At 70.3% G+C, this 19,038-nt stretch carries 19 protein-coding genes; 9 read left to right on the top strand and 10 right to left on the bottom strand.

Translation table 11 applies throughout. The features are described from left to right. Positions 1-57: 57 nt before the first annotated feature. The gene (locus OG446_RS23670; RefSeq protein WP_328898395.1) at positions 58-1,611 is read left to right on the top strand and encodes an ABC transporter substrate-binding protein; all 1,554 of its coding nucleotides are present in this window, start codon (positions 58-60) and stop codon (positions 1,609-1,611) included. Between the two features lie 73 nt (positions 1,612-1,684). Here the strand turns inward: OG446_RS23670 and OG446_RS23675 are convergent, their stop codons facing one another. From OG446_RS23675 to OG446_RS23690, 4 genes are all read right to left on the bottom strand, one after another. Continuing rightward, entirely contained in the window at positions 1,685-2,401 is a 717-nt protein-coding gene (locus OG446_RS23675) for a TetR/AcrR family transcriptional regulator (RefSeq protein ID WP_328895907.1), read from the bottom strand. Positions 2,402-2,424: 23 nt separating this feature from the next. Beyond that, positions 2,425-2,889 (bottom strand): thiol-disulfide oxidoreductase DCC family protein, encoded by a 465-nt coding sequence (locus tag OG446_RS23680; protein WP_328895908.1) that lies wholly within the window; start codon positions 2,887-2,889, stop codon positions 2,425-2,427. A 9-nt stretch (positions 2,890-2,898) separates the two neighbouring features. Beyond that, positions 2,899-3,324: a hypothetical protein gene (locus OG446_RS23685; RefSeq protein WP_326658478.1), complete on the bottom strand. Its 426-nt coding sequence runs from the start codon at positions 3,322-3,324 to the stop codon at positions 2,899-2,901. A 67-nt stretch (positions 3,325-3,391) separates the two neighbouring features. Continuing rightward, positions 3,392-4,627, bottom strand: a complete 1,236-nt coding sequence (locus OG446_RS23690) for an MFS transporter (protein WP_328895909.1) — start codon at positions 4,625-4,627, stop codon at positions 3,392-3,394. A gap of 87 nt (positions 4,628-4,714) precedes the next feature. Here OG446_RS23690 and OG446_RS23695 point away from each other — a divergent pair, with 87 nt between their 5' ends. Next, the gene (locus OG446_RS23695; RefSeq protein ID WP_328895910.1) at positions 4,715-5,224 is read left to right on the top strand and encodes a MarR family winged helix-turn-helix transcriptional regulator; all 510 of its coding nucleotides are present in this window, start codon (positions 4,715-4,717) and stop codon (positions 5,222-5,224) included. 78 nt (positions 5,225-5,302) lie between these two features. Here the strand turns inward: OG446_RS23695 and OG446_RS23700 are convergent, their stop codons facing one another. From OG446_RS23700 to OG446_RS23720, 5 genes are all read right to left on the bottom strand, one after another. Further along, positions 5,303-6,079, bottom strand: a complete 777-nt coding sequence (locus tag OG446_RS23700; RefSeq protein ID WP_328895911.1) for a succinate dehydrogenase iron-sulfur subunit — start codon at positions 6,077-6,079, stop codon at positions 5,303-5,305. Next, positions 6,079-7,833, bottom strand: coding sequence for a succinate dehydrogenase flavoprotein subunit (sdhA, locus tag OG446_RS23705; protein WP_328895912.1), 1,755 nt, complete (start codon positions 7,831-7,833; stop codon positions 6,079-6,081). Before sdhA ends, OG446_RS23700 begins: the two co-directional genes overlap by 1 nt. Before the next feature lie 30 nt (positions 7,834-7,863). Beyond that, positions 7,864-8,337 carry a succinate dehydrogenase hydrophobic membrane anchor subunit gene (locus tag OG446_RS23710; protein ID WP_328895913.1) on the bottom strand — a complete coding sequence of 158 codons (474 nt, stop codon included), beginning with the start codon at positions 8,335-8,337 and terminating at the stop codon, positions 7,864-7,866. Between the two features lie 5 nt (positions 8,338-8,342). Continuing rightward, on the bottom strand, positions 8,343-8,723 hold the full coding sequence (sdhC, locus tag OG446_RS23715) for a succinate dehydrogenase, cytochrome b556 subunit (protein ID WP_026249405.1): 381 nt from the start codon (positions 8,721-8,723) through the stop codon (positions 8,343-8,345). A gap of 242 nt (positions 8,724-8,965) precedes the next feature. Continuing rightward, positions 8,966-9,475 (bottom strand): 2-oxo-4-hydroxy-4-carboxy-5-ureidoimidazoline decarboxylase, encoded by a 510-nt coding sequence (locus tag OG446_RS23720; protein ID WP_328895914.1) that lies wholly within the window; start codon positions 9,473-9,475, stop codon positions 8,966-8,968. A gap of 345 nt (positions 9,476-9,820) precedes the next feature. Between OG446_RS23720 and OG446_RS23725 the strand changes: the two genes are divergently transcribed. From OG446_RS23725 to OG446_RS23745, 5 genes are all read left to right on the top strand, one after another. Next, complete coding sequence (locus OG446_RS23725) at positions 9,821-11,422, top strand: beta-N-acetylhexosaminidase (RefSeq protein ID WP_328895915.1); 1,602 nt, start codon at positions 9,821-9,823, stop codon at positions 11,420-11,422. 124 nt (positions 11,423-11,546) lie between these two features. Then, entirely contained in the window at positions 11,547-12,353 is an 807-nt protein-coding gene (locus tag OG446_RS23730; RefSeq protein WP_328895916.1) for a DUF4328 domain-containing protein, read from the top strand. 127 nt (positions 12,354-12,480) lie between these two features. Continuing rightward, positions 12,481-13,050: a hypothetical protein gene (locus OG446_RS23735; RefSeq protein WP_328895917.1), complete on the top strand. Its 570-nt coding sequence runs from the start codon at positions 12,481-12,483 to the stop codon at positions 13,048-13,050. 304 nt (positions 13,051-13,354) lie between these two features. Beyond that, a complete protein-coding gene (locus OG446_RS23740) occupies positions 13,355-14,239 on the top strand; it encodes an RNA polymerase sigma factor (protein WP_328895918.1) in 885 nt (294 codons plus the stop codon). Then, positions 14,239-15,381 (top strand): hypothetical protein, encoded by a 1,143-nt coding sequence (locus OG446_RS23745; protein ID WP_328895919.1) that lies wholly within the window; start codon positions 14,239-14,241, stop codon positions 15,379-15,381. The genes OG446_RS23740 and OG446_RS23745 overlap by 1 nt, the downstream gene beginning before the upstream one ends. Before the next feature lie 198 nt (positions 15,382-15,579). On the opposite strand, the gene OG446_RS23750 is transcribed toward OG446_RS23745, so the two are convergent. Next, entirely contained in the window at positions 15,580-16,509 is a 930-nt protein-coding gene (locus OG446_RS23750) for a L,D-transpeptidase family protein (RefSeq protein ID WP_328895920.1), read from the bottom strand. 227 nt (positions 16,510-16,736) lie between these two features. Between OG446_RS23750 and OG446_RS23755 the strand changes: the two genes are divergently transcribed. Further along, positions 16,737-18,317 (top strand): acyl-CoA mutase large subunit family protein, encoded by a 1,581-nt coding sequence (locus tag OG446_RS23755; protein WP_328895921.1) that lies wholly within the window; start codon positions 16,737-16,739, stop codon positions 18,315-18,317. A 98-nt stretch (positions 18,318-18,415) separates the two neighbouring features. Beyond that, positions 18,416-19,027, top strand: coding sequence for a Uma2 family endonuclease (locus tag OG446_RS23760; RefSeq protein ID WP_328895922.1), 612 nt, complete (start codon positions 18,416-18,418; stop codon positions 19,025-19,027). The last annotated feature ends 11 nt before the right edge of the window (positions 19,028-19,038 follow it).

Below are 19,038 nucleotides of genomic sequence, written 5' to 3' on the forward strand. Positions count from 1 at the left end.
GTGATCTGCGTATCTGAGCGCGACGCCGAGGTGGGGCTGGTAAGGGAGAGCACGGCAATGCGGTCGATCCGGCTACGGATTCTCGCGATTTTCGCGGTTTTGGTCATCGCAGGCGTGGTCGCCTGGCAGTTGCTTCCCTCGGACGAGGGGAATACTGAACCGGTCACGGTCGGCACGACCGACGAGGTGACCTCGCTCGACCCGGCGGGCGCGTACGACGCGGGTTCGTGGGCGATGTACAGCAACGTCTACCAGTCGCTCATGACGTTCAAGTCCGGGGCGATCATCCCCGAACCGGATGCCGCGGAGAGCTGTGGGTTCATCGGCGGGAAGCTGCAGACGTACCAGTGCAAGCTCCGTGACGGCCTGACCTTCTCCGACGGCAAGGAGATCACCGCGGAGGACGTCAAGTACTCCTTCGACCGGATGATGGGGATCGCGACGGACGTCGGTCCGTCGGTCCTCTTCCCCAGCCTGAAGAACGTGGTGACCGAGGGCCGGACCATCACCTTCAACCTCTCCTCGCGTGACGCGACCTTCCCGCAGAAGCTCGCCACCGGAGCGGGCTCGATCGTCGAGAAGGAGGCCTACTCCGAGCACAAGCTCCGCGACGACGGACATGTGACCGGTTCGGGGCCGTACGTACTGAAGTCGTACGAGGCGGGCGTCACCGCCGAGCTCGTGCCGAACACCAAGTACAAGGGCGCGCTGAAGAGCACCGGTGGTCCGGTCACCGTGCGGTACTACAAGCAGTCGGACGATCTGCTGGCGGCCTGGAAGTCCGGCCAGGTCGATGTCACGCACCGTCAGCTCCCGTCGTCCACGCTCGCCGAGCTGGACCCGGGCGCCGTCGACCAGCACGTGACGGAGGCCGACAGCGCCGAGATCCGTAACCTGGTCTTCAACGTCCGCGACAGCTCGCCGCTCGCCGACAAGAAGGTCCGCCAGGCCATCGCGGCGCTCATCGACCGCGCGCCGCTGGTGACCGACATCTACAAGGGCACCGTCGAACCGCTCTACTCGCTGATCCCGCAGGGCTACATCGGGCACAGCACCCCCTTCTTCGACGCCTACCCGTCGCCGAGCGTCACGCGGGCCAAGGAACTGATGCAGGACGCCGGCGTACAGCTGCCGCTGCCCGTCACCTTCGCCTACCGCGACGACGACGAGTACAAGAAGGAGACGGCGGAGATCAGCCGCCAGCTGGAGGCGGACGGCCTGTTCAAGGTCACGGTGAAGGCCGTCGAGTGGCAGACCTTCCAGAAGGAGTACGCGGCCGGCAAGTACGACATGTACACCGTCGGCTGGCTCCCCGACTACCCGGACCCCGACACCTTCAGCCAGCCGCTCGTCGGCCGGGAGAACAGCCTCCACAACGGCTACGCCAGCAAGAAGATGGACCAGCTGATCAGCTCCACGCTGGAGTACAGCGACCGCAGCCGCACCTCGGCCGACTTCAAGGAACTCCAGAAGCTGGTCGGCGAGGACGTGCCGCTGGTGCCGCTGTGGCAGAAGAAGGACTACGTCCTCGCCAAGCCCGACATCTCCGGATCGCAGTACCTCTCCGACGGCACCGGCATCTGGCGGCTGTGGGAACTGGGCTGGATCTGATCCGGCACCACGGAACGACGACGAGCGGCCGCCCCGGGATCATCCGGGGGCGGCCGCTCGGCCGTTTCCCGCCCTATTCGGCCGGCGCCCGGCCCGTGGCTCCCGGCAGGAACTCCTCCAGCACCTCGTAGACCTGGCGCACCAGTGGCCGCAGCACCCGGAACCGGGACAGGGCGATGGCCCGGGCGATGATCGGGGAGATGCGCTCGACGAGGCGGCGGCTGCGCTCGGCGTCGTCCGTGCGGTCGTAGACCCAGTACAGCACCAGCCCCATCTGGTTCAGCCACATCAGCTGGGGCAGCAGATCGGCCAGTTCGGGGTCGACCTTGGTGCCGGAGCCCGCCAGGCAGCGCTCGTGGATGGAGATCGCCGCCTCCCGCGCGGAGACCGAGTCGCGCGAGAAGGGGCTGAGCGGGCTCTCGGGGTCGGCGGCGTTCTTGAAGAACTGGGCGGCGAAGCGGTGGTACGGCTCCGCCACGTCCAGCCAGCAGAGCAGGACCCCGCGGATACGTACCGCGAGGTCCTTGTCGCCGGCCAGGACCGGCTGCACCGCCGCCTCGTGCTCGGCGGCGATCCGGTCGTAGAAGCCCTGGACCAGGTGTTCCTTGGACGAGAAGTAGTAGTACGCGTTCCCTGTGGAGACGCCGGCCTCCTGGGCGATGGCCCGCATCGTCGTCTTGTCGTACCCGCGTTCCTGGAAGAGCCGGAGCGCGGTCTCGAGGATGAGTGTGCGGGTCTGCTCGCTCTTGGGAGCCTTGACTTCCTTCACGTCCTTCTCTTCCTTCACCACGGTCCCGAGGGTATCCGGAACGGCTACGTCGCCGGGCCGGGGCCCTGGACCCGGCATGCGACGTCCCCGCCACCGCTCTCGCCGCCGCCCCCGTCCGCACGGCACGGCTCGGCCGTCAGCGAGCGGTACTTCGCGGCGGCGAGGACGGTCGCCCGGGCGAACGGGCGGCCGGCCGCGGTGGTCAGCCAGTGGGCCTTCGGCCGGTGCTCGGCCAGCGCCCAGAGGCAGACGATCCACGCGGAGGTTCCGCGGTAGACCTGCCCCCGGTCACCGATCACCGTGATCTCCTCCAGGGTCCCGGCATGGTCGAGGCCGGGGAAGCGGCGGTGCGCCTCGGCCGAGTCCGCCGGTACGAGGTCGAGCGGGACCAGCTGACGCTGGTTCAGCAGCCACTGGCGCAGATGGACGCAGAGCGAGCACTGTGCGTCGTAGAGCACGGTGAGCCGTTCGACGGACCACCGCCCGCCACCTGTGCGGTGCCTCCTCATGACCGGCCCTCACGCCCTGGGGGCGGGCGCGGCCCACGGTCCCGGTCCCGTCCAGCCCTGCGGGGCGACGGGCGGGGTCTGCTCGCGCTCCATCAGGCCCCGGCGACGGATCTTGTTGAGCACGTAGACGTTGCCGAGGTGCATGACCCCGAGGACGAGCAGGACGACGCCGACCTTGACCGACAGCGCCTCGAAGAGCTCCCGGGCGTCGGCGACACCGTCGGAGTTCTTCAGATAGAGCGTCACGAATCCCAGGTTGACCAGGTAGAAGCCCACCACCAGCAGGTGGTTGACCGCGTCGGCGAGCTTCTCGTTCCCGTGCAGCACATCGGCGAGGAACACCTTGCCGTTGCGGCTCAGCGTGCGGGCGACCCAGATGGTGAGCGCCACGCTGATGAGCAGGTAGATGACGTACGCGACAACAGTGAGGTCCATGCCCCACCCTCCCTTGAACGCGTTCAAATGCTGTTGTCATGGACTGTAGACCCCTCTTTGAACATGTTCAAGCCGGGGTCCCGGTGGTCCGCGTCACCGCCTCGACGGGTTCGGTGGGTGCCTTGAAGCGCCGTACGCCCGGCACGGCCGCCGTGGCCAGGCAGGCCGAGCCGACCAGCAACCCGGCCACGGCGAGCGGGACTTCGGGTCCCCACGCGGAGGCGGCGAGCGGGGCCAGGGCGTACCCCAGCGGCATCGCGCCGAGCGAGAGCAGCCAGTCGTACGAGGTGACCCGGGCGAGCACGTGCGCGGGGACGGCGGACTGGACGGCGGTCTCCCAGACCGGGTTGAGGAAGCCCAGCCCGGCCATGGCGGTCCCGTACGCGACGACGGCCACGCCGACGGGCGCGTGCGCGGCCAGCAGGCAGAGCGGGAGGGCGTACAGCGCGCCCCCCAGGTTGGCGGTCAGGACCGGACGGCGCGGCCGGGCCCGGCCGGCCACCAGTGAGCCGATCAGCAGCCCCACGGCACCGGTCTGGAGGAGGGCGAGCCAGGCGCCCTCGCCGCCCAGGTCGCGGAGGAAGAGCGCCGGGCCCAGCGTCATCAGGACGGCGGCCGCCCCGTTCCACGCGGCGTGGGCGATCAGGCTGGTCCAGTACCAGTCGCGGCTCCGGACCTCGCCCCAGCCCTCCTTGAGGTCGCCGATCAGCGAACGCCGCGGGATGGCGACGTGCCGTACCTCGATCGCGGCGAGGAGCGCGGCGCTCACCGCGAACGTCGCGCCGTCCAGGACGAAGGCCCAGCCGGGCCCCGCGGTGAACACCAGCGCCCCGGCGACGGCCGGGCCGCCGATCCGGGCCGCGCTGCCGACCACGGCCATCAGGGCGTTGGCACGCAGTAGTCCGGACTCGGCCACGGTGCCGCGGATCAGCGGCGAGACGGTCGGCATGGAGAAGGCGCCGGCGGCTCCGCCGATCGCCTCGGCCACCGCGATCTGCCACAACGCCGGGGTGCCGGAGAGCAGTTCGGCGCCGACGAAGAGCTGGGTGACGCACCGTACGAGATCGGTGGTGAGTGCCACCGTACGGGCGTTGAAGCGGTCGCCGACCACGCCGCCCAGAGGTAGCAGGAGCAGCTTGGGCACCATCGCGCAGGCGAGCACCAGCGCGAGGTCTCCGGTCGAGCCGGTCGCCAGGTAGACGGCGAGGGTGAGCGCTGCGGGAATCGCGGCGTCACCGAGCAGTGAGAGGCTGCGTCCGACGAAGAGCAGGCGGAAGGAACGGGTGCGTAAGGGGTGAGGCATGGGCGGGAATCTATTTCGTCACCGAACTATTCGTCAACGAAATATACGGTTCCGAAGGATGTAGGTGCCCGGCGTAGGCTGTGGCCCATGCAGCAACGCGACTGGACCGACGGCCACGTGGAGCGGTGGAAGCCGGTACTTCCCGAACTCGACCCCGATGTCGAGGGCGCGGTGACCCGGATGAAGAAGCTCGGGGTGCATCTGCGCCGGGTGCGGGAGCAGTCCCTGGTCGACTTCGACCTGGACCGGCAGGAGTTCGACACCCTGCACAAACTGGCCGGCCGCGGCGGCAAGGCGGCCCCTTCGGAGCTCGCCGCCGACCTCGACCTCGCGCCCGCCTCCGTCACCGGCCGGCTGGACGCGCTGGAGCGCCGCGGGTTCGTCCGCCGCAGGCCCTCCACCACCGACCGGCGCCGCGTCGACGTGGAGCTGACCGAGGAGGGACGCTCGACCTGGACCGGTGCGATGGAGTTCCTCGGCCATGAGGAGGAACGGCTGCTGGGCGTCCTGGCGAAGGACGAACGTGTCCTGCTCAACGACATGCTGCGACGCATCATGGTGGTCGCGGAGCACAAGGGCGGGGCGGGCTGGGACTGAACCGCCCTCGTACGGCAAGAGGCCCCGTCCCCCGCAGTGTTCCTGCGGGGGACGGGGCCTCTTGCCGTGACAGGCGGGTCAGAAGCGACGCGTGATCAGCGCGCGCTTGACCTCCTGGATCGCCTTCGTGACCTCGATGCCACGCGGGCAGGCGTCCGTGCAGTTGAAGGTGGTGCGGCAACGCCACACACCGTCACGGTCGTTGAGGATCTCCAGGCGCTGCTCGCCGCCCTCGTCACGCGAGTCGAAGATGAAGCGGTGCGCGTTGACGATCGCCGCCGGGCCGAAGTACTGGCCGTCGTTCCAGAACACCGGGCACGAGGACGTGCACGCGGCGCACAGGATGCACTTGGTGGTGTCGTCGAAGCGCTCGCGGTCCTCGGGGGACTGCAGACGCTCGCGGGTCGGCTCGTTCCCCTTGGTGATGAGGAAGGGCATGACGTCGCGGTAGGCCTGGAAGAACGGGTCCATGTCGACCACGAGGTCCTTGAGGACCGTGAGGCCCTTGATGGCCTCGATCGTGATCGGCTTCTCCGGGCTCAGGTCCTTGATCAGCGTCTTGCAGGCCAGCCGGTTCTTGCCGTTGATCCGCATCGCGTCGGAACCGCAGATGCCGTGCGCGCACGAGCGGCGGAACGTCAGCGTGCCGTCGGTCTCCCACTTGATCTTGTGAAGGGCGTCGAGGACACGCTCCTTCGGGTCGATCTCGATCTGGAAGTCCTGCCACTGGGCCTCGTCGGAGACCTCGGGGTTGAACCGGCGGATCCGGAAGGTCGCCATGATGTACGGCGAGTCGGCGAAACCGGCCTCGGGCTCGGGAGCCTTGTCGGCCTTTTCCAAGGTGGGGGTAGCCATCAGTACTTACGCTCCATCGGCTGGTAGCGGGTCTGGACGACCGGCTTGTAGTCCAGCCGGATCGACTCGGTGCCGTCGTCGGCGACCTCGCGGTACGCCATGGTGTGGCGCATGAAGTTGACGTCGTCGCGGGTCGGGTAGTCCTCGCGGTAGTGACCGCCGCGGGACTCCTTGCGCGCCAGCGCCGAGGTGGCCATGACCTCGGCGAGGTCGAGCAGGTTGCCCAGCTCGATGGCCTCCAGCAGGTCGGTGTTGAACCGCTTGCCCTTGTCCTGGATCGACACGTCGAGGTAGCGCTTGCGCAGCTCGGCGATCTTGTCGACCGCGGTCTTGATCGTCTGCTCGGTGCGGAACACCATCACGTTGGCGTCCATGCACTCCTGCAGCTCCAGGCGGATCGCCGAGACGCGCTCGGTGCCCGTGGAGTTGCGCAGCCGCTCGACCTGGTCGATGACCATCTGCGCCGGGTTCTCGGGAAGCTCGAGGAAGTCGTTGTTCGCGGAGTACTCGGCGGCGGCGATGCCCGACCGGCGTCCGAAGACGTTGATGTCGAGCAGCGAGTTGGTGCCCAGGCGGTTGGCGCCGTGCACGGAGACACAGGCGACCTCGCCGGCGGCGTACAGGCCCGGGACGACGGTGGTGTTGTCGGCCAGCACCTCGCCCTCGACGTTGGTCGGGATGCCGCCCATGGCGTAGTGCGCGGTCGGCTGGATCGGGATCGGGTCCGTGTAGGGCTCGATGCCGAGGTACGTACGCGCGAACTCCGTGATGTCCGGGAGCTTGGCGTCCAGCTGCTCCGGCGGGAGGTGCGTCAGGTCCAGGTAGACGTGGTCGCCGGCCGGACCGCAGCCGCGGCCCTCACGGATCTCCGTGTAGATGGAGCGGGACACGACGTCACGGGACGCGAGGTCCTTCATGACGGGCGCGTACTTCTCCATGAAGCGCTCGCCGTCCTTGTTGCGGAGGATGCCGCCCTCACCGCGGGCGCCCTCCGTCAGCAGGATGCCCATGCGCCAGATGCCCGTCGGGTGGAACTGGAAGAACTCCATGTCCTCCAGCGGCAGACCCCGGCGGTAGCAGGCGGCCTGGCCATCACCGGTCAGGGTGTGCGCGTTCGACGTCACCTTGAAGAACTTGCCGGTGCCGCCCGAGGCGTAGATGACCGACTTCGCCTGGAAGACGTGGATCTCGCCGGTGGCCAGCTCGTAGGCGACGACGCCGGCGGACTTCTTGACGCCGTCCTCCTCGACCACCAGCTGGTCCAGGACGTAGAACTCGTTGAAGAACTCCACGCCCTCCTTGACGCAGTTCTGGTACAGCGTCTGGAGGATCATGTGGCCGGTGCGGTCGCCCGAGTAGCAGGCGCGGCGGACCGGGGCCTCACCGTGGTTGCGGGAGTGACCGCCGAACCGGCGCTGGTCGATCTTGCCCTCGGGCGTACGGCCGAACGGCAGGCCCATCTTCTCCAGGTCGAGAACGGCGTCGATGGCCTCCTTCGCCAGGATCTCGGCGGCGTCCTGGTCGACCAGGTAGTCGCCGCCCTTGATCGTGTCGAAGGTGTGCCACTCCCAGTTGTCCTCCTCCACGTTGGCGAGCGCGGCGGCCATGCCGCCCTGCGCCGCGCCCGTGTGGGAGCGGGTGGGGTAGAGCTTGGTCAGCACGGCGGTGCGGCTGCGCTTGGTCGACTCGATGGCCGCGCGCATGCCGGCGCCGCCGGCGCCGACGATGACGGTGTCGTACTTGTGGATCTGCATGGTTTACCTCTGGTCCTTCGGGCCCGGCGCCTAGCGGATGTTCGGGTCGAAGGTGAAGATCACCAGCGTGCCCAGCAGGACGGTGAACACCGTGGCGGTGTACAGCAGCATCTTCAGCCAGAAACGGGTGTTGTCCCGTTCGGCGTAGTCGTTGATGACCGTACGGAGACCGTTGGCGCCGTGCAGCATGGCGAGCCACAGCATCGCCAGGTCCCACATCTGCCAGAACGGCGAGGCCCAGCGGCCCGCCACGAAGGCGAAGCCGATCTTGGAGACGCCGCCGTCCAGCACCAGCTGGATCAGCAGGTGGCCGATGACGAGGACGACCAGCACGATGCCCGACAGGCGCATGAAGAGCCAGGCGTACATCTCGAAGTTGGTGCGCGAGCCCTTGGGGGTCTTGCCGGTCCGCTTGCGGGGCGGCTCGATCACGGGCGCGGGGTTGTCGACGTCGTAGAGGGCGGAGCCCTCGACGTCGCCGATCGCGGAAGTCTCGGTGGACATTGGCCTCAGCTCCCGAATACTTCGCGTACGGCGTGGCCGAGGACGGGGTACAGGGCCCCGACCATCAGCACGATCCAGATACCCAGCACGGCCCAGAGCATCTGCTTCTGAACGCGCGGGCCCTTGGCCCAGAAGTCCACGGCGACGATGCGCAGACCGTTCAGCGCGTGGAAGAGAATCGCGGCCACCAGGCCGTATTCGAGGAGCGCGACGATCGGCGTCTTGTACGTGGACACGACGTCGTCGTATGCCTCGGGGGAGACGCGGACGAGAGCGGTGTCCAGGACATGTACGAACAGGAAGAAGAAAATGAGGACACCGGTGACTCGATGAGCCACCCAGGACCACATGCCTTCCCGGCCGCGGTACAGCGTTCCAGCCGGCACGGAAGAACCCTCCGGGAGCGGGGATTGGGGTCGGCCGGCTTGACTGTCGGTCTGACCCGGCCGGGTACGGTCCACCGGCCCCGGCCATCGTAGCGACGGTTTGTCGGTTCGATCGCGCGGGGTCCGCTGGTGTGATCAAAGTGGCAACGAATCAGGCACGGACGGGCTATGGACAGGCGCCAACTGGCCTGTTTGCCCGCCTGTGACGGGGAATCCGCCCCTTGCGGCCCGCCGCCAACCCGTTACTGACTCGATACCAGCTCGATGATGCGGCCCCGGGCGAGTCGCCGCATCTCGTCAGCCGCCACCACCCGCTCCTGCTCGGGGTCGTGCCCCAGCCGGGCCCGGATGCCGGCCAGCACCTGATCGGGGTGCTCGGCGGGCCGGAAACCGTCCAGGCAGATCACGAACACATGGCCGAACCTGCACTCGTACGCGGCGTGCGCCGCGGCCAGCGCGAGATGGGCGGAGCCCGGCGCGTCCGGGTGCAGTCCGGGGGCGACCTCGGCCGCCAGCGCCTCGGCGCGATCGGCGGGGGAGAGGTCGTAACAGGCCTCGTCGGCGGCGGCGAGCAGCGCGTCCAGGTCCGGGTAGGGGCGGTGGTCCGCCAGCCGCTTGGCCCAGCGGCGGCTGCCGAAACACTCCAGCAGCGCGGCCTCCGCCCGGGCGGCGGATGCGGCGTTGAACCCCGCCAGGCCGCTGGGGCCGGACGGGGCCGGTCCGGGCGCGGATCCGCAGCTCTGCACGGGCACGGCGGTCCGCCGGGCGGACGGGGGCGGCTGCGCGGGGAGGCCGGCGTGGGACTCGCTGGACCTGGACAGCGTGGACTCCTGGAATCAACGGCATCTGTGAACCTGGAGTGGGGAGGGACCGGAGAGACCAGGTGGATGCAGGGTGAAGGGAGAGACGAATGTGCCTCAAAGCTAGCGACGCTGGGCAACGGCCGTCCGACGGATGCGCGAATTTCACCCGGACGGGAGAGTTTCACGATGTCTGAGGGACGAATGGGCGAGGAGAATGCCCGGCTGTCTCCCCCATCAGCCCTGTTTTCTCTCCCTTCTGCTCTCCTTCCCCCCGAAACCGGAGGTTCCTGACCGATGGCACCCTCACGCGGCGCCCTCATGGCCGTGACGGCGGTGGCCGCGGCGGCCGTCACCGTCGCCGCCTGCGACAGCTCCGGCACCGAACACCGCAACGGCTCCGAGACGTCCCCCTCGTCCTCGTCACCGTCCGCGTCCCCCACGCCGTCCCCGACCCGGAGCTACCCGCTCTCGAAGACACCCCGCACCATTCCCGCCGTACGGGAGCACACCCCGGCCCGCGGCCCCGGCTGGCGGCCCGGGAAGAGCAGCGGCGTGGTGATCGGCCAGGGCGACAAGGGGCTCGCCGACGAAGGGAGGCTGCTCGCCGGGGAACTGGGGATCCGCTACCGGGGCGAGGTCCCGGCCCGTGCGGGTGACGTGGAACTGGCCCTGAACGCGAAGGACGGCGGCGGGCCCGAGTCGTACACCCTGCGGACCCACGACGGACGCGTCACGATCAGCGGCCGGGCCCAGGCGGGCGTCTTCTACGGGACCCGCACCCTCAAGCAGTCCGTGCGCGCCGACGGCACCATGCCCGAGGGCGAGGTGCGCGACCGCCCCGACCGCCCGCAGCGCGGCCTCAACCTGGACATCGCGCGCAAGCACTACAGCGCCGGCTGGATCGAGGACCGGCTGCGCGAGATGGCCGACCTCAAGCTCAACCAGCTCGGCCTGCACTTCTCCGACGACCAGGCCTTCCGCATCGAGTCCGACACCCACCCCGAGGTGGTGTCGCCCGAGCACCTGACCAAGGCCGAGGTACGGCGCATCGTCGCCCTCGCCGGCCGGCTGCACATCGAGGTCGTCCCCGAGATCGACTCCCCGGGCCACCTCGGCGCGGTCCTGCGCGCCCACCCCGACCTCCAGCTGCTCAACGTCTCGGGCGTGCCGTCGAAGGGATCGCTCGACATCTCGAAGCCGGGCGCGGCGAAGCTCGTCGACGAGCTCCTCGGCGAGTACACCGAACTGTTCGGCGGTGCCTACTGGCATCTGGGTGCCGACGAGTACCAGGCGCTCATGGTGAGCAGTCCCGCCGCCTCGTATCCGCAGCTCCAGCGTGCGGCCGTGAAGAAGTACGGGGCACAGGCCGGCATCGAGGACCTCGCCACCGGCTGGCTCAACGACCGAGCGGCGGTGGTCCGGCCGCACGGCATGAAGCCCAAGGCGTGGAACGACGGCCTCTTCCGCGACAGCACCGTCCGGGCCGACAAGGACATCGAGATCGAGTACTGGACGGGCAAGGAGTACGGCGCCCGGCCGCCGGAGCAGTACCTGCGTGAGGGGTTCAAGATGCTGAACCTCAACGACGAGTTCCTCTATTACGTGCTCGGCCAGCCCAACGCGTTCGTCTACCCCACGGGCAAGCGCATCTACGAACAGTGGACGCCTCTCGTGCTGCGCGGCACGAGCCCCGTCCCGGCGAAGTACTCGGACCAGATCCTCGGCGGCCGGTTCGCGGTCTGGGGCGACTTCCCGAACGCCCAGACCGCGGCGCAGGTGGCCGAGGGCATCCGGATGCCGCTGCGGGCGACCTCCCAGAAACTGTGGGACCCGGGCAAACCGCAGCTGAGCTGGGACGGGTTCAAGGCGCTGGCGAAGGAGATCGACCAGGGCTGAGGGCCGGACCGGCCGGAATCCGTGGACAGCGCGGCGCACGGGGGCTACGTTCCGCTTGCCGCGTGGTCCGGGGAGGGACGCGCGCTCCATGCGCAGACGTCCGAATCCTGGGGGTTCCACTTTCATGCTCTGCTCACTCTGCGGTACGAGACCCGCCACCACGGCCGACGGGCGGTGCACGGTGTGCGCCGCCACCCGCCGCTCACGGGCGGGCGGGCTGATGCCCTCACCGGCGGGGCCGGCGCCACTGAGTTCCCTGCGCTCCCCGGCAGGGATCGGCACGGCGGTGTGCGTGCTGCTCGGCGCGGTGGCGGCGGCGGACGTGGTGTCGATCGCCGCCGGCATCAACGCGCGTCAGGTGTTCGCCGAGGGGAGCGCCGACGACTTCCTGAGGTACGACGAGGCGGCCATGGACCGGGCCGAGATGCTGTACCGGTTCTCCGGCTCCCCCCAGATGCTCACCTTTCTGGCGACGGCCGTCGTGTTCCTCGTCTGGTTCCGCCGCGTACGGCTCAACGCGGAGGTGTTCGACGCCCACGCCCAGCCGATGAGGCCGGGCTGGGCGATCGGCGCCTGGTTCGTCCCCTTCGTCAACTTCTTCCTGCCCTACCGCGTCGCGAGCGGCATCTGGACGGCGAGTACCCCGGCCGGCCGGCCGTTTGCCTCGCGGGCGCTGCTGAACGCCTGGTGGGCGGGGCTCATCGGCTCGCGGCTGTTCGTCGTATGGTCCGAGCGCCGCTACACCGCCGCCGAGGAGGTCGACGAGGTTCTGGACGCGTTCGGCCTGGTCATCGCGGCTGATGTGCTCGACATCGCCGCGGCCGTGCTCGCGATCCTGTTCGTGCGCCGGTTGACCGCGATGCAGGGCGAACGGGTGGCGCAGCGGGCCGCTCCCGTCGCCCCGATGCCGGCGGCGGAGCAGACCGGCTGACACCGAGCGGCGGTATTCAGACGGCTGGAGTGACGCTTTTCGGCCATTCGGCGCTGTACGCGATAAGACGACGCGCTACGTCCCCGTGCGTCCGAGCCGGGTACGGGGAGGCCGACGGGAGACGCCGATGAGCCTGCTCGAACTGATCGCCGCCGCTGACGCCCGAGGGCTCGCCGCGAGCGGGACCGCCTGCCTCGACCGGTGCCTGCCGCAGCCGGACGGGGCGGCCGACCCGGATCCGCTGCGACCGCTCTGGGCGGGCTGCGCCGACCCGCGGGACTGGCCGGACCGGCTGGCCGAGGCGCGCACGGCGCTGGACGCCCTGCCCGATCCGCCGGAGAGCGTCCAGCGCATCGCGAAACTCCTCGGCGAGGCCCCCGCGGAGCGGGCGGGCGAGGCACTGCGTACCTGGGCGGACGCCTGCTCGGTGCTGGCCCTGGACCTCCACCGCGGGCACGACGCCGCCCGCGCCGACGCCACGGAGCTGGTGGCGCGCTGCCGGGCCGGCGATCCGGACGGGGCGGGACCGCTGCTGTCGGGGGAGGCAGCCCGGCAGGTCCGGATCCTGGAGATGCTCGCGGAGATCGGGGACGGCGCCCCCACGGGAGCCGGGCTGCGCCAGGTGATGGACGTCTCGACCGAGGGCCAGCGGGTACTGAGGGCGGCGGCCTCGCGACGGGCCCGGGTGCGGGGCTGAGCCGGCGGCGCCCCGTACGCCGGCGCCACGACCCGCGTCGGAGCGGGTGAATGGAACGACGACCGGGGCCGCCACCCCCCACAGGAGAGGCCCCGGTCGTCTTCCGCGGGGCCGCAGGACGACCCCGTACTCATCTCAGCGCCGCGACTGCGTTTTCTGTCACACCGCACGGTGTCCGGTGAATGTTGCGGGTTGTACAAGTCATGGACGTGACGCCCGCCGAGGACGTAGCGTGCTGAGTCGCGCAGGGTGACGCGGCAGTGGTGACCAGCTGCGATTCGGGACAGCAGGGCAGGTTGAGGGAGTGCTGGGGGACGACGCGGGGCTTACTGCCGCGGTGCTCGCGGCGCAGGACGGGGACGAGGACGCCTTCCGTACTGTGTACCGCGCTGTGCAGCCGCGGCTGCTGGGCTACATACGGACGCTCGTGGGGGATCCGGACGCCGAGGACGTGGCGTCCGAGGCGTGGCTGCAGATAGCCAGGGACCTCGACCGCTTCAGCGGTGACGCCGACCGCTTCCGGGGCTGGGCGGCTCGGATAGCGCGCAACAGGGCCCTGGACCATCTGCGGATGCGCGGCAGGCGGCCCGCCGTCGGCGGCGACGAGACGGAGCTGTCGGGGAAGCCGGCCGGGTCCGACACGGCCGACGAGGCGATCGAGGCGCTGGCCACCGGCCGCACCATGTCGCTCATCGCCCAGCTGCCGCAGGACCAGGCCGAGGCCGTGGTGCTGCGTGTGGTGGTCGGTCTCGACGCCAAGAGCGCGGCGCAGACGCTGGGCAAGCGGCCCGGCGCGGTCCGCACCGCCGCGCATCGCGGGCTGAAGCGGCTCGCCGAGCTGCTGCGGGCGGACGAGGCGGACCGCGCGGACGGCGCGGGGAAGCCGGGCGGCGAAGGCGGTCTGCCGGTGGCCGGTCCTGTGGAAGGAACCCGCCCGCGCGGCGAAGGCGGTCTGCCGGCGGCCGGTCCTGCGGAAGGAAGCCGTCCGCGCGGCGACGGAGCAGCCGGCGGAGTGGGCGCGCCCAGGGGGCCGGGCGGTGACACGAACCCGGCGCAGTCCCCGCAGAACAACGGGGCGGGCCGGACGGTGGAACTCGGTGCCGTCCCCGCGCAGCGCCCCTCCCGCACCGGCCTGGTGGCGCCCGCCGGTGTGACGCATTCGCGTCTGTGGACGCAGAAGGACATGTGATGGCCGACGAGCAGCACGAATGGCTTGACAAGGAAGCGGCGGAGAAGATGCTCCGCCGCGAACCGGTCGACCCTTCCGACGGCCCGCCCCGGAACGAGGCCGAGAGGCTCGCAGCGGCCCTGGACGCCGTGGCCCGCACCGCCCGCCCCGCCGCCGGAGAGCTGCCCGGCGAGGCCGCGGCCCTGGCCGCCTTCCGCGCCGTCCGCCGCACCACCGCCCGTACCGCCGCTGTCGGCGCACCCGCGGCCCGGGCCGTGGGCGCGGACGACTCCGCCGAGTCCGGCATGCTCGCCCCCGTACACATACGCCCGGCCGGTTCCGGTACGGCGTCGGGGGCCGCGGGATTCCGTGGCCCCCGTCCCATGCGCTGGAGCCGGCCGATCCGTTTCGGTCTGGTCGCCTCCCTCGCGTGCTGTGCGATCGGCGGGGTGGCCGTGGCCGCCGGGACCGGGGTGCTGCCCGGCCCCTTCAGCCGGCACGCGCCGACACCGGCCACCTCGGTGTCGGCCGCGGCGTCCCCCAGGGAACTGGGCTCCGACCTCACCACCGACGACGGGACGTCGCCGCCGCCCGGATCCCCGGGCGAGGAATCCGCGCCACCGGACACGACCCGGACCGGCGGGCCCGCGAGCGGCCGCCCCGACGGCAGCGACCGCGCCCCCGCACCGACCCGTGAGAGGGACGGCGGCGGCGACAGCCGGTCCGGCGGAGCCGGGGACCACCAGTCCGCCGGCACCGGCACGACGTCGAGCCCGGGCGGCCAGGACGGTGACGGGACCTCCGGCGACAGCGGCGACGAGGCGTCCTGGTACGCGAAGACCCTGAAGGCCTGCCGCGACTACCGCGACGGCAAGCTCGACGACGAGCGCAGACGCCGCCTCGAAGCGCTGGCCAAGGGGGCCCGCAACCTCGACCGGTTCTGCGACCGGATGCTCGACCAGGCCGACGGGAAGAACGACGACGGTGCGGGCCAGGGCGACAGAGGCGACGACGAACCGGCCGGAAGCGACGGCTCGTCCGGCGGCTCGGGCACCCTGCCGTCGATCGGGTTCTCCACGGTGTCCCCGGAGCCCTCGGCCACCGCCGAGTCCACTGCCTCCGGCTCCTCGCGCTCCCCGTCGCCCTCGCTCGCGGCGCGCTGAGCCCGCTCGGCGCCCGCCCCGCCACCACCGGGTGTGACGTTTTCCGGCCGGTGGGCGCAGTAACAAGTGAGCCGACTGGTCATCGGCAGCGCCCGGAGCCGGGGTTCCCCCCGTACCTACGGCTCGGCGCAATGGCGCGGGCGGGACACGTTCCCCCGGTCCCGCCCGCGCCCCTCATCCCTCGCCCCGCTCCTGGCCTCACTTGTAGACGACGACCTTGTCGCCGTTGCGGACCTGGGCGAACAGTGAGGCGATCTTCCCCTCGTCGCGGACGTTGACGCAGCCGTGCGAGGCGCCGTTGTAGCCGCGGGCCGCGAAGTCCGATGAGTAGTGCACCGCCTGGCCGCCGCTGAAGAACATCGCGTACGGCATGGCCGTGTGGTAGATCGACGACACGTGGTGCCGGGACTTCCAGTAGACGGAGAAGGTGCCTTCGCGGGTCGGCGTGTACTGCGAGCCGAACCGCACGTCCATCGACGAGACGACCTTGCCGTCGATCATCCAGGACAGCGACCGGCTGTTCTTGCTGATGCAGATCACCCGGCCCGTCAGACAGCGCTTGTCCGGCTTCGCGGCCGGCCTGGTGGTCGGCGGGTTCAGCTCCGCGGCCGTCGGCGCGTGCGTCATGCCGAGCAGCTTCTGCCAGGTGACGGTGTCCGTCTTCCCCGTGCGGGACAGTCCGCGCTTGCCCTGGAACGACTGCACGGCGGTGACCGTGACGGAGCCGTAGTAGCCCGTGGGGCTGCGGTCGAAGTGGCCGATCTGACGCAGCCGGGCCTGGAGCTCGCGGACCTGCTTGCCCTGCGAGCCCGTCGCCATGAGCACCTCGGCCTGCGGATCGGCCGACGGCGTGGCTTTCGGGGTGGCCTTCGGCGTGGCCTTCGGCTTCGAACTCGGCTTCGCGCTCGTGGACGGCGTCGCCGACTCCGGCCTGTCCGTGCCGGGCTTGGCGTCCTCGGTGGGTGAGCTGCTCGCCGGCGACGGAGCGGCCGGCGCGCTGCCGGCGGCCTCCGCCTTGCATCCGGCGGTCACGGCGACCAGTGCCAGTACGGCGACGGCGGACGCCGCGCCCGCCCCCCGGCCTCCTCCGTGCGCGTGGCCGCGCCCGGTCCTGCTGCTGCGTATCATCTCGGCCCCCTGAATCTGCGGTATCTCATGGGACGGATTCCCGCTCTGCCCGGTTGCCGAATCCTGCGCATGATGGGGAAAGCGGCATCGAGGACCGGAGGATGTCAGGCATCGGGGCTGTGAGCAAGGTCCCAGCCCGGCCCCCTCCAACGCTTCGGGGCCCGCCGCTACAGTCCGTCGCGAAAGCCACGGGTACCAGTGAGTAGCTTCAGCGGGAGGCACAGCAGATGACGCGCGAGTCGGAATCGGGACTGCCGATCGAGCCGGTCTACGGGCCGGACACGCTCGACGGATGGGACCCCGCCGAAAAGCTGGGTGAGCCGGGCGCCTACCCCTTCACGCGCGGCGTGTACCCGTCGATGTACACCGGACGTCCGTGGACGATGCGCCAGTACGCCGGCTTCGGTACGGCCACCGAGTCCAACGCCCGCTACAAGCAGCTCATCGCCAACGGCACGACGGGCCTCTCCGTCGCCTTCGACCTGCCCACCCAGATGGGCCACGACTCCGACGCGGAGATCGCGTCCGGCGAGGTCGGCAAGGTCGGGGTGGCGATCGACTCGATCGACGACATGCGCGTGCTGTTCGGCGGGATCCCGCTGGACAAGGTGTCCACGTCCATGACGATCAACGCCCCCGCCGCGCTGCTCCTGCTGATGTACCAGCTGGTGGGCGAGGAGCAGGGTGTCCCGGCGCGGCAGCTCACGGGCACCATCCAGAACGACGTGCTCAAGGAGTACATCGCCCGGGGCACGTACATCTTCCCGCCCAAGCCCTCCCTGCGGCTGATCGCCGACATCTTCAAGTACTGCCGGGCCGAGATCCCGAAGTGGAACACCATCTCGATCTCCGGCTACCACATGGCGGAGGCCGGGGCCTCGCCCGCGCAGGAGATCGCCTTCACGCTCGCGGACGGCATCGAGTACGTCCGTACCGCGGTCGCCGCGGGCATGGACGTCGACGACTTCGCCCCGCGGCTCTCCTTCTTCTTCGTCGCGCGTACGACGATCCTGGAGGAGGTCGCCAAGTTCCGGGCCGCCCGGCGGATCTGGGCGAAGGTGATGAAGGAGGAGTTCGGCGCCAAGAACCCCAAGTCGCTGATGCTGCGCTTCCACACCCAGACCGCCGGTGTGCAGCTCACCGCCCAACAGCCCGAGGTCAACTTGGTGCGCGTCGCGGTGCAGGGCCTGGCCGCGGTCCTGGGCGGCACGCAGTCCCTGCACACCAACTCCTTCGACGAGGCGATCGCGCTCCCCACCGACAAGTCCGCCCGCCTGGCCCTGCGTACGCAACAGGTCCTCGCGTACGAGACGGACGTGACGGCCACCGTCGACCCGTTCGCGGGCAGTTACGTCGTCGAGAGGATGACCGACGACGTCGAGGCCGCGGCCGTGGAGCTGATGCTCAGGATCGAGGACATGGGCGGCGCCGTCAGCGCGATCGAGCAGGGCTTCCAGAAGAACGAGATCGAGCGCAGCGCCTACCGCGTCGCCCTGGAGACGGACAGCGCCGAGCGGGTCGTCGTCGGCGTCAACCGCTTCCGGCTCGACGAGGAGGAGCCGTACGAGCCGCTCCGCGTCGACCCGGCGATCGAGGCCCAGCAGGCGGCCCGGCTGGCGAAGCTCCGCGCCGCACGCGACCAGGGGGCGGTGGACGCGGCCCTGGCGGCACTGCGCAAGGCGGCCGAGGGCACGGACAACGTGCTCTACCCGATGAAGGACGCGCTGCGGGCCCGCGCCACGGTGGGCGAGGTGTGCAACGCGCTGCGGGAGGTGTGGGGGACGTACGTGCCGGCGGACGCGTTCTGAGGTGTCGTCGCAGGTAGGCCACTCGTGGGGTGAGCTCTCGCCGTTAGTCCGCGGTCCTGGATAAGCTCGTGAACAGTGGTCCCCGAAAGGAGGATGCCGTGGCCGTCATACAGCACGAGGAGCAGGTGCACGTGCAGGAACAGCCGGAGCTGACGCTCGGCGAGGCAGCTGACCAGCTCGCTCGCTCGCTGCCTGGGCATCGCGTGGAGATTCTCCAGGGGAGGCTCACTGTGACACCGCCGGCCGACGTATCGCATGCGCTGGCACTGTCCTGGCTCAGCGAGGAATTCGGCCCTCGGGCACGCAAGACAGGGCTCAGACTCGTCCAAGGGGTCGGTCTGTGGCTTCCCACCGGTCCGGAGGACCATGCGATCCCTGATCTGTCGGTCGTCGAGGCAGATATCAGAGACGCGCATGTCATGAAGAACTGCTACGCCCCCCACGTCTTCCGCATGGTCGTCGAGGTGACCTCGACCAACTGGGCCGACGACCTCGGCCCCAAGGTCGAGGACTACGCCCAGGCGGGCATCCCGGTCTACGTCGTCGCCGACCGCAAGCACGACCAGGTGCTGCTCTGCAGCGACCCGCGGGGCGGCGAGTACAAGAACAAGGCGCACCACAAGCGCGGGACATCGTTCGCTGTTCCCGACGAGGTCGGCGTGGAGATGGAGCTCTCGGTGGACCGGCTGCTCGACGGCGACGAGGACTGAGGGCGCCTTCC

The sequence above is a fragment of the Streptomyces sp. NBC_00236 genome, from assembly GCF_036195045.1.
Lineage (GTDB): Bacteria > Actinomycetota > Actinomycetes > Streptomycetales > Streptomycetaceae > Streptomyces.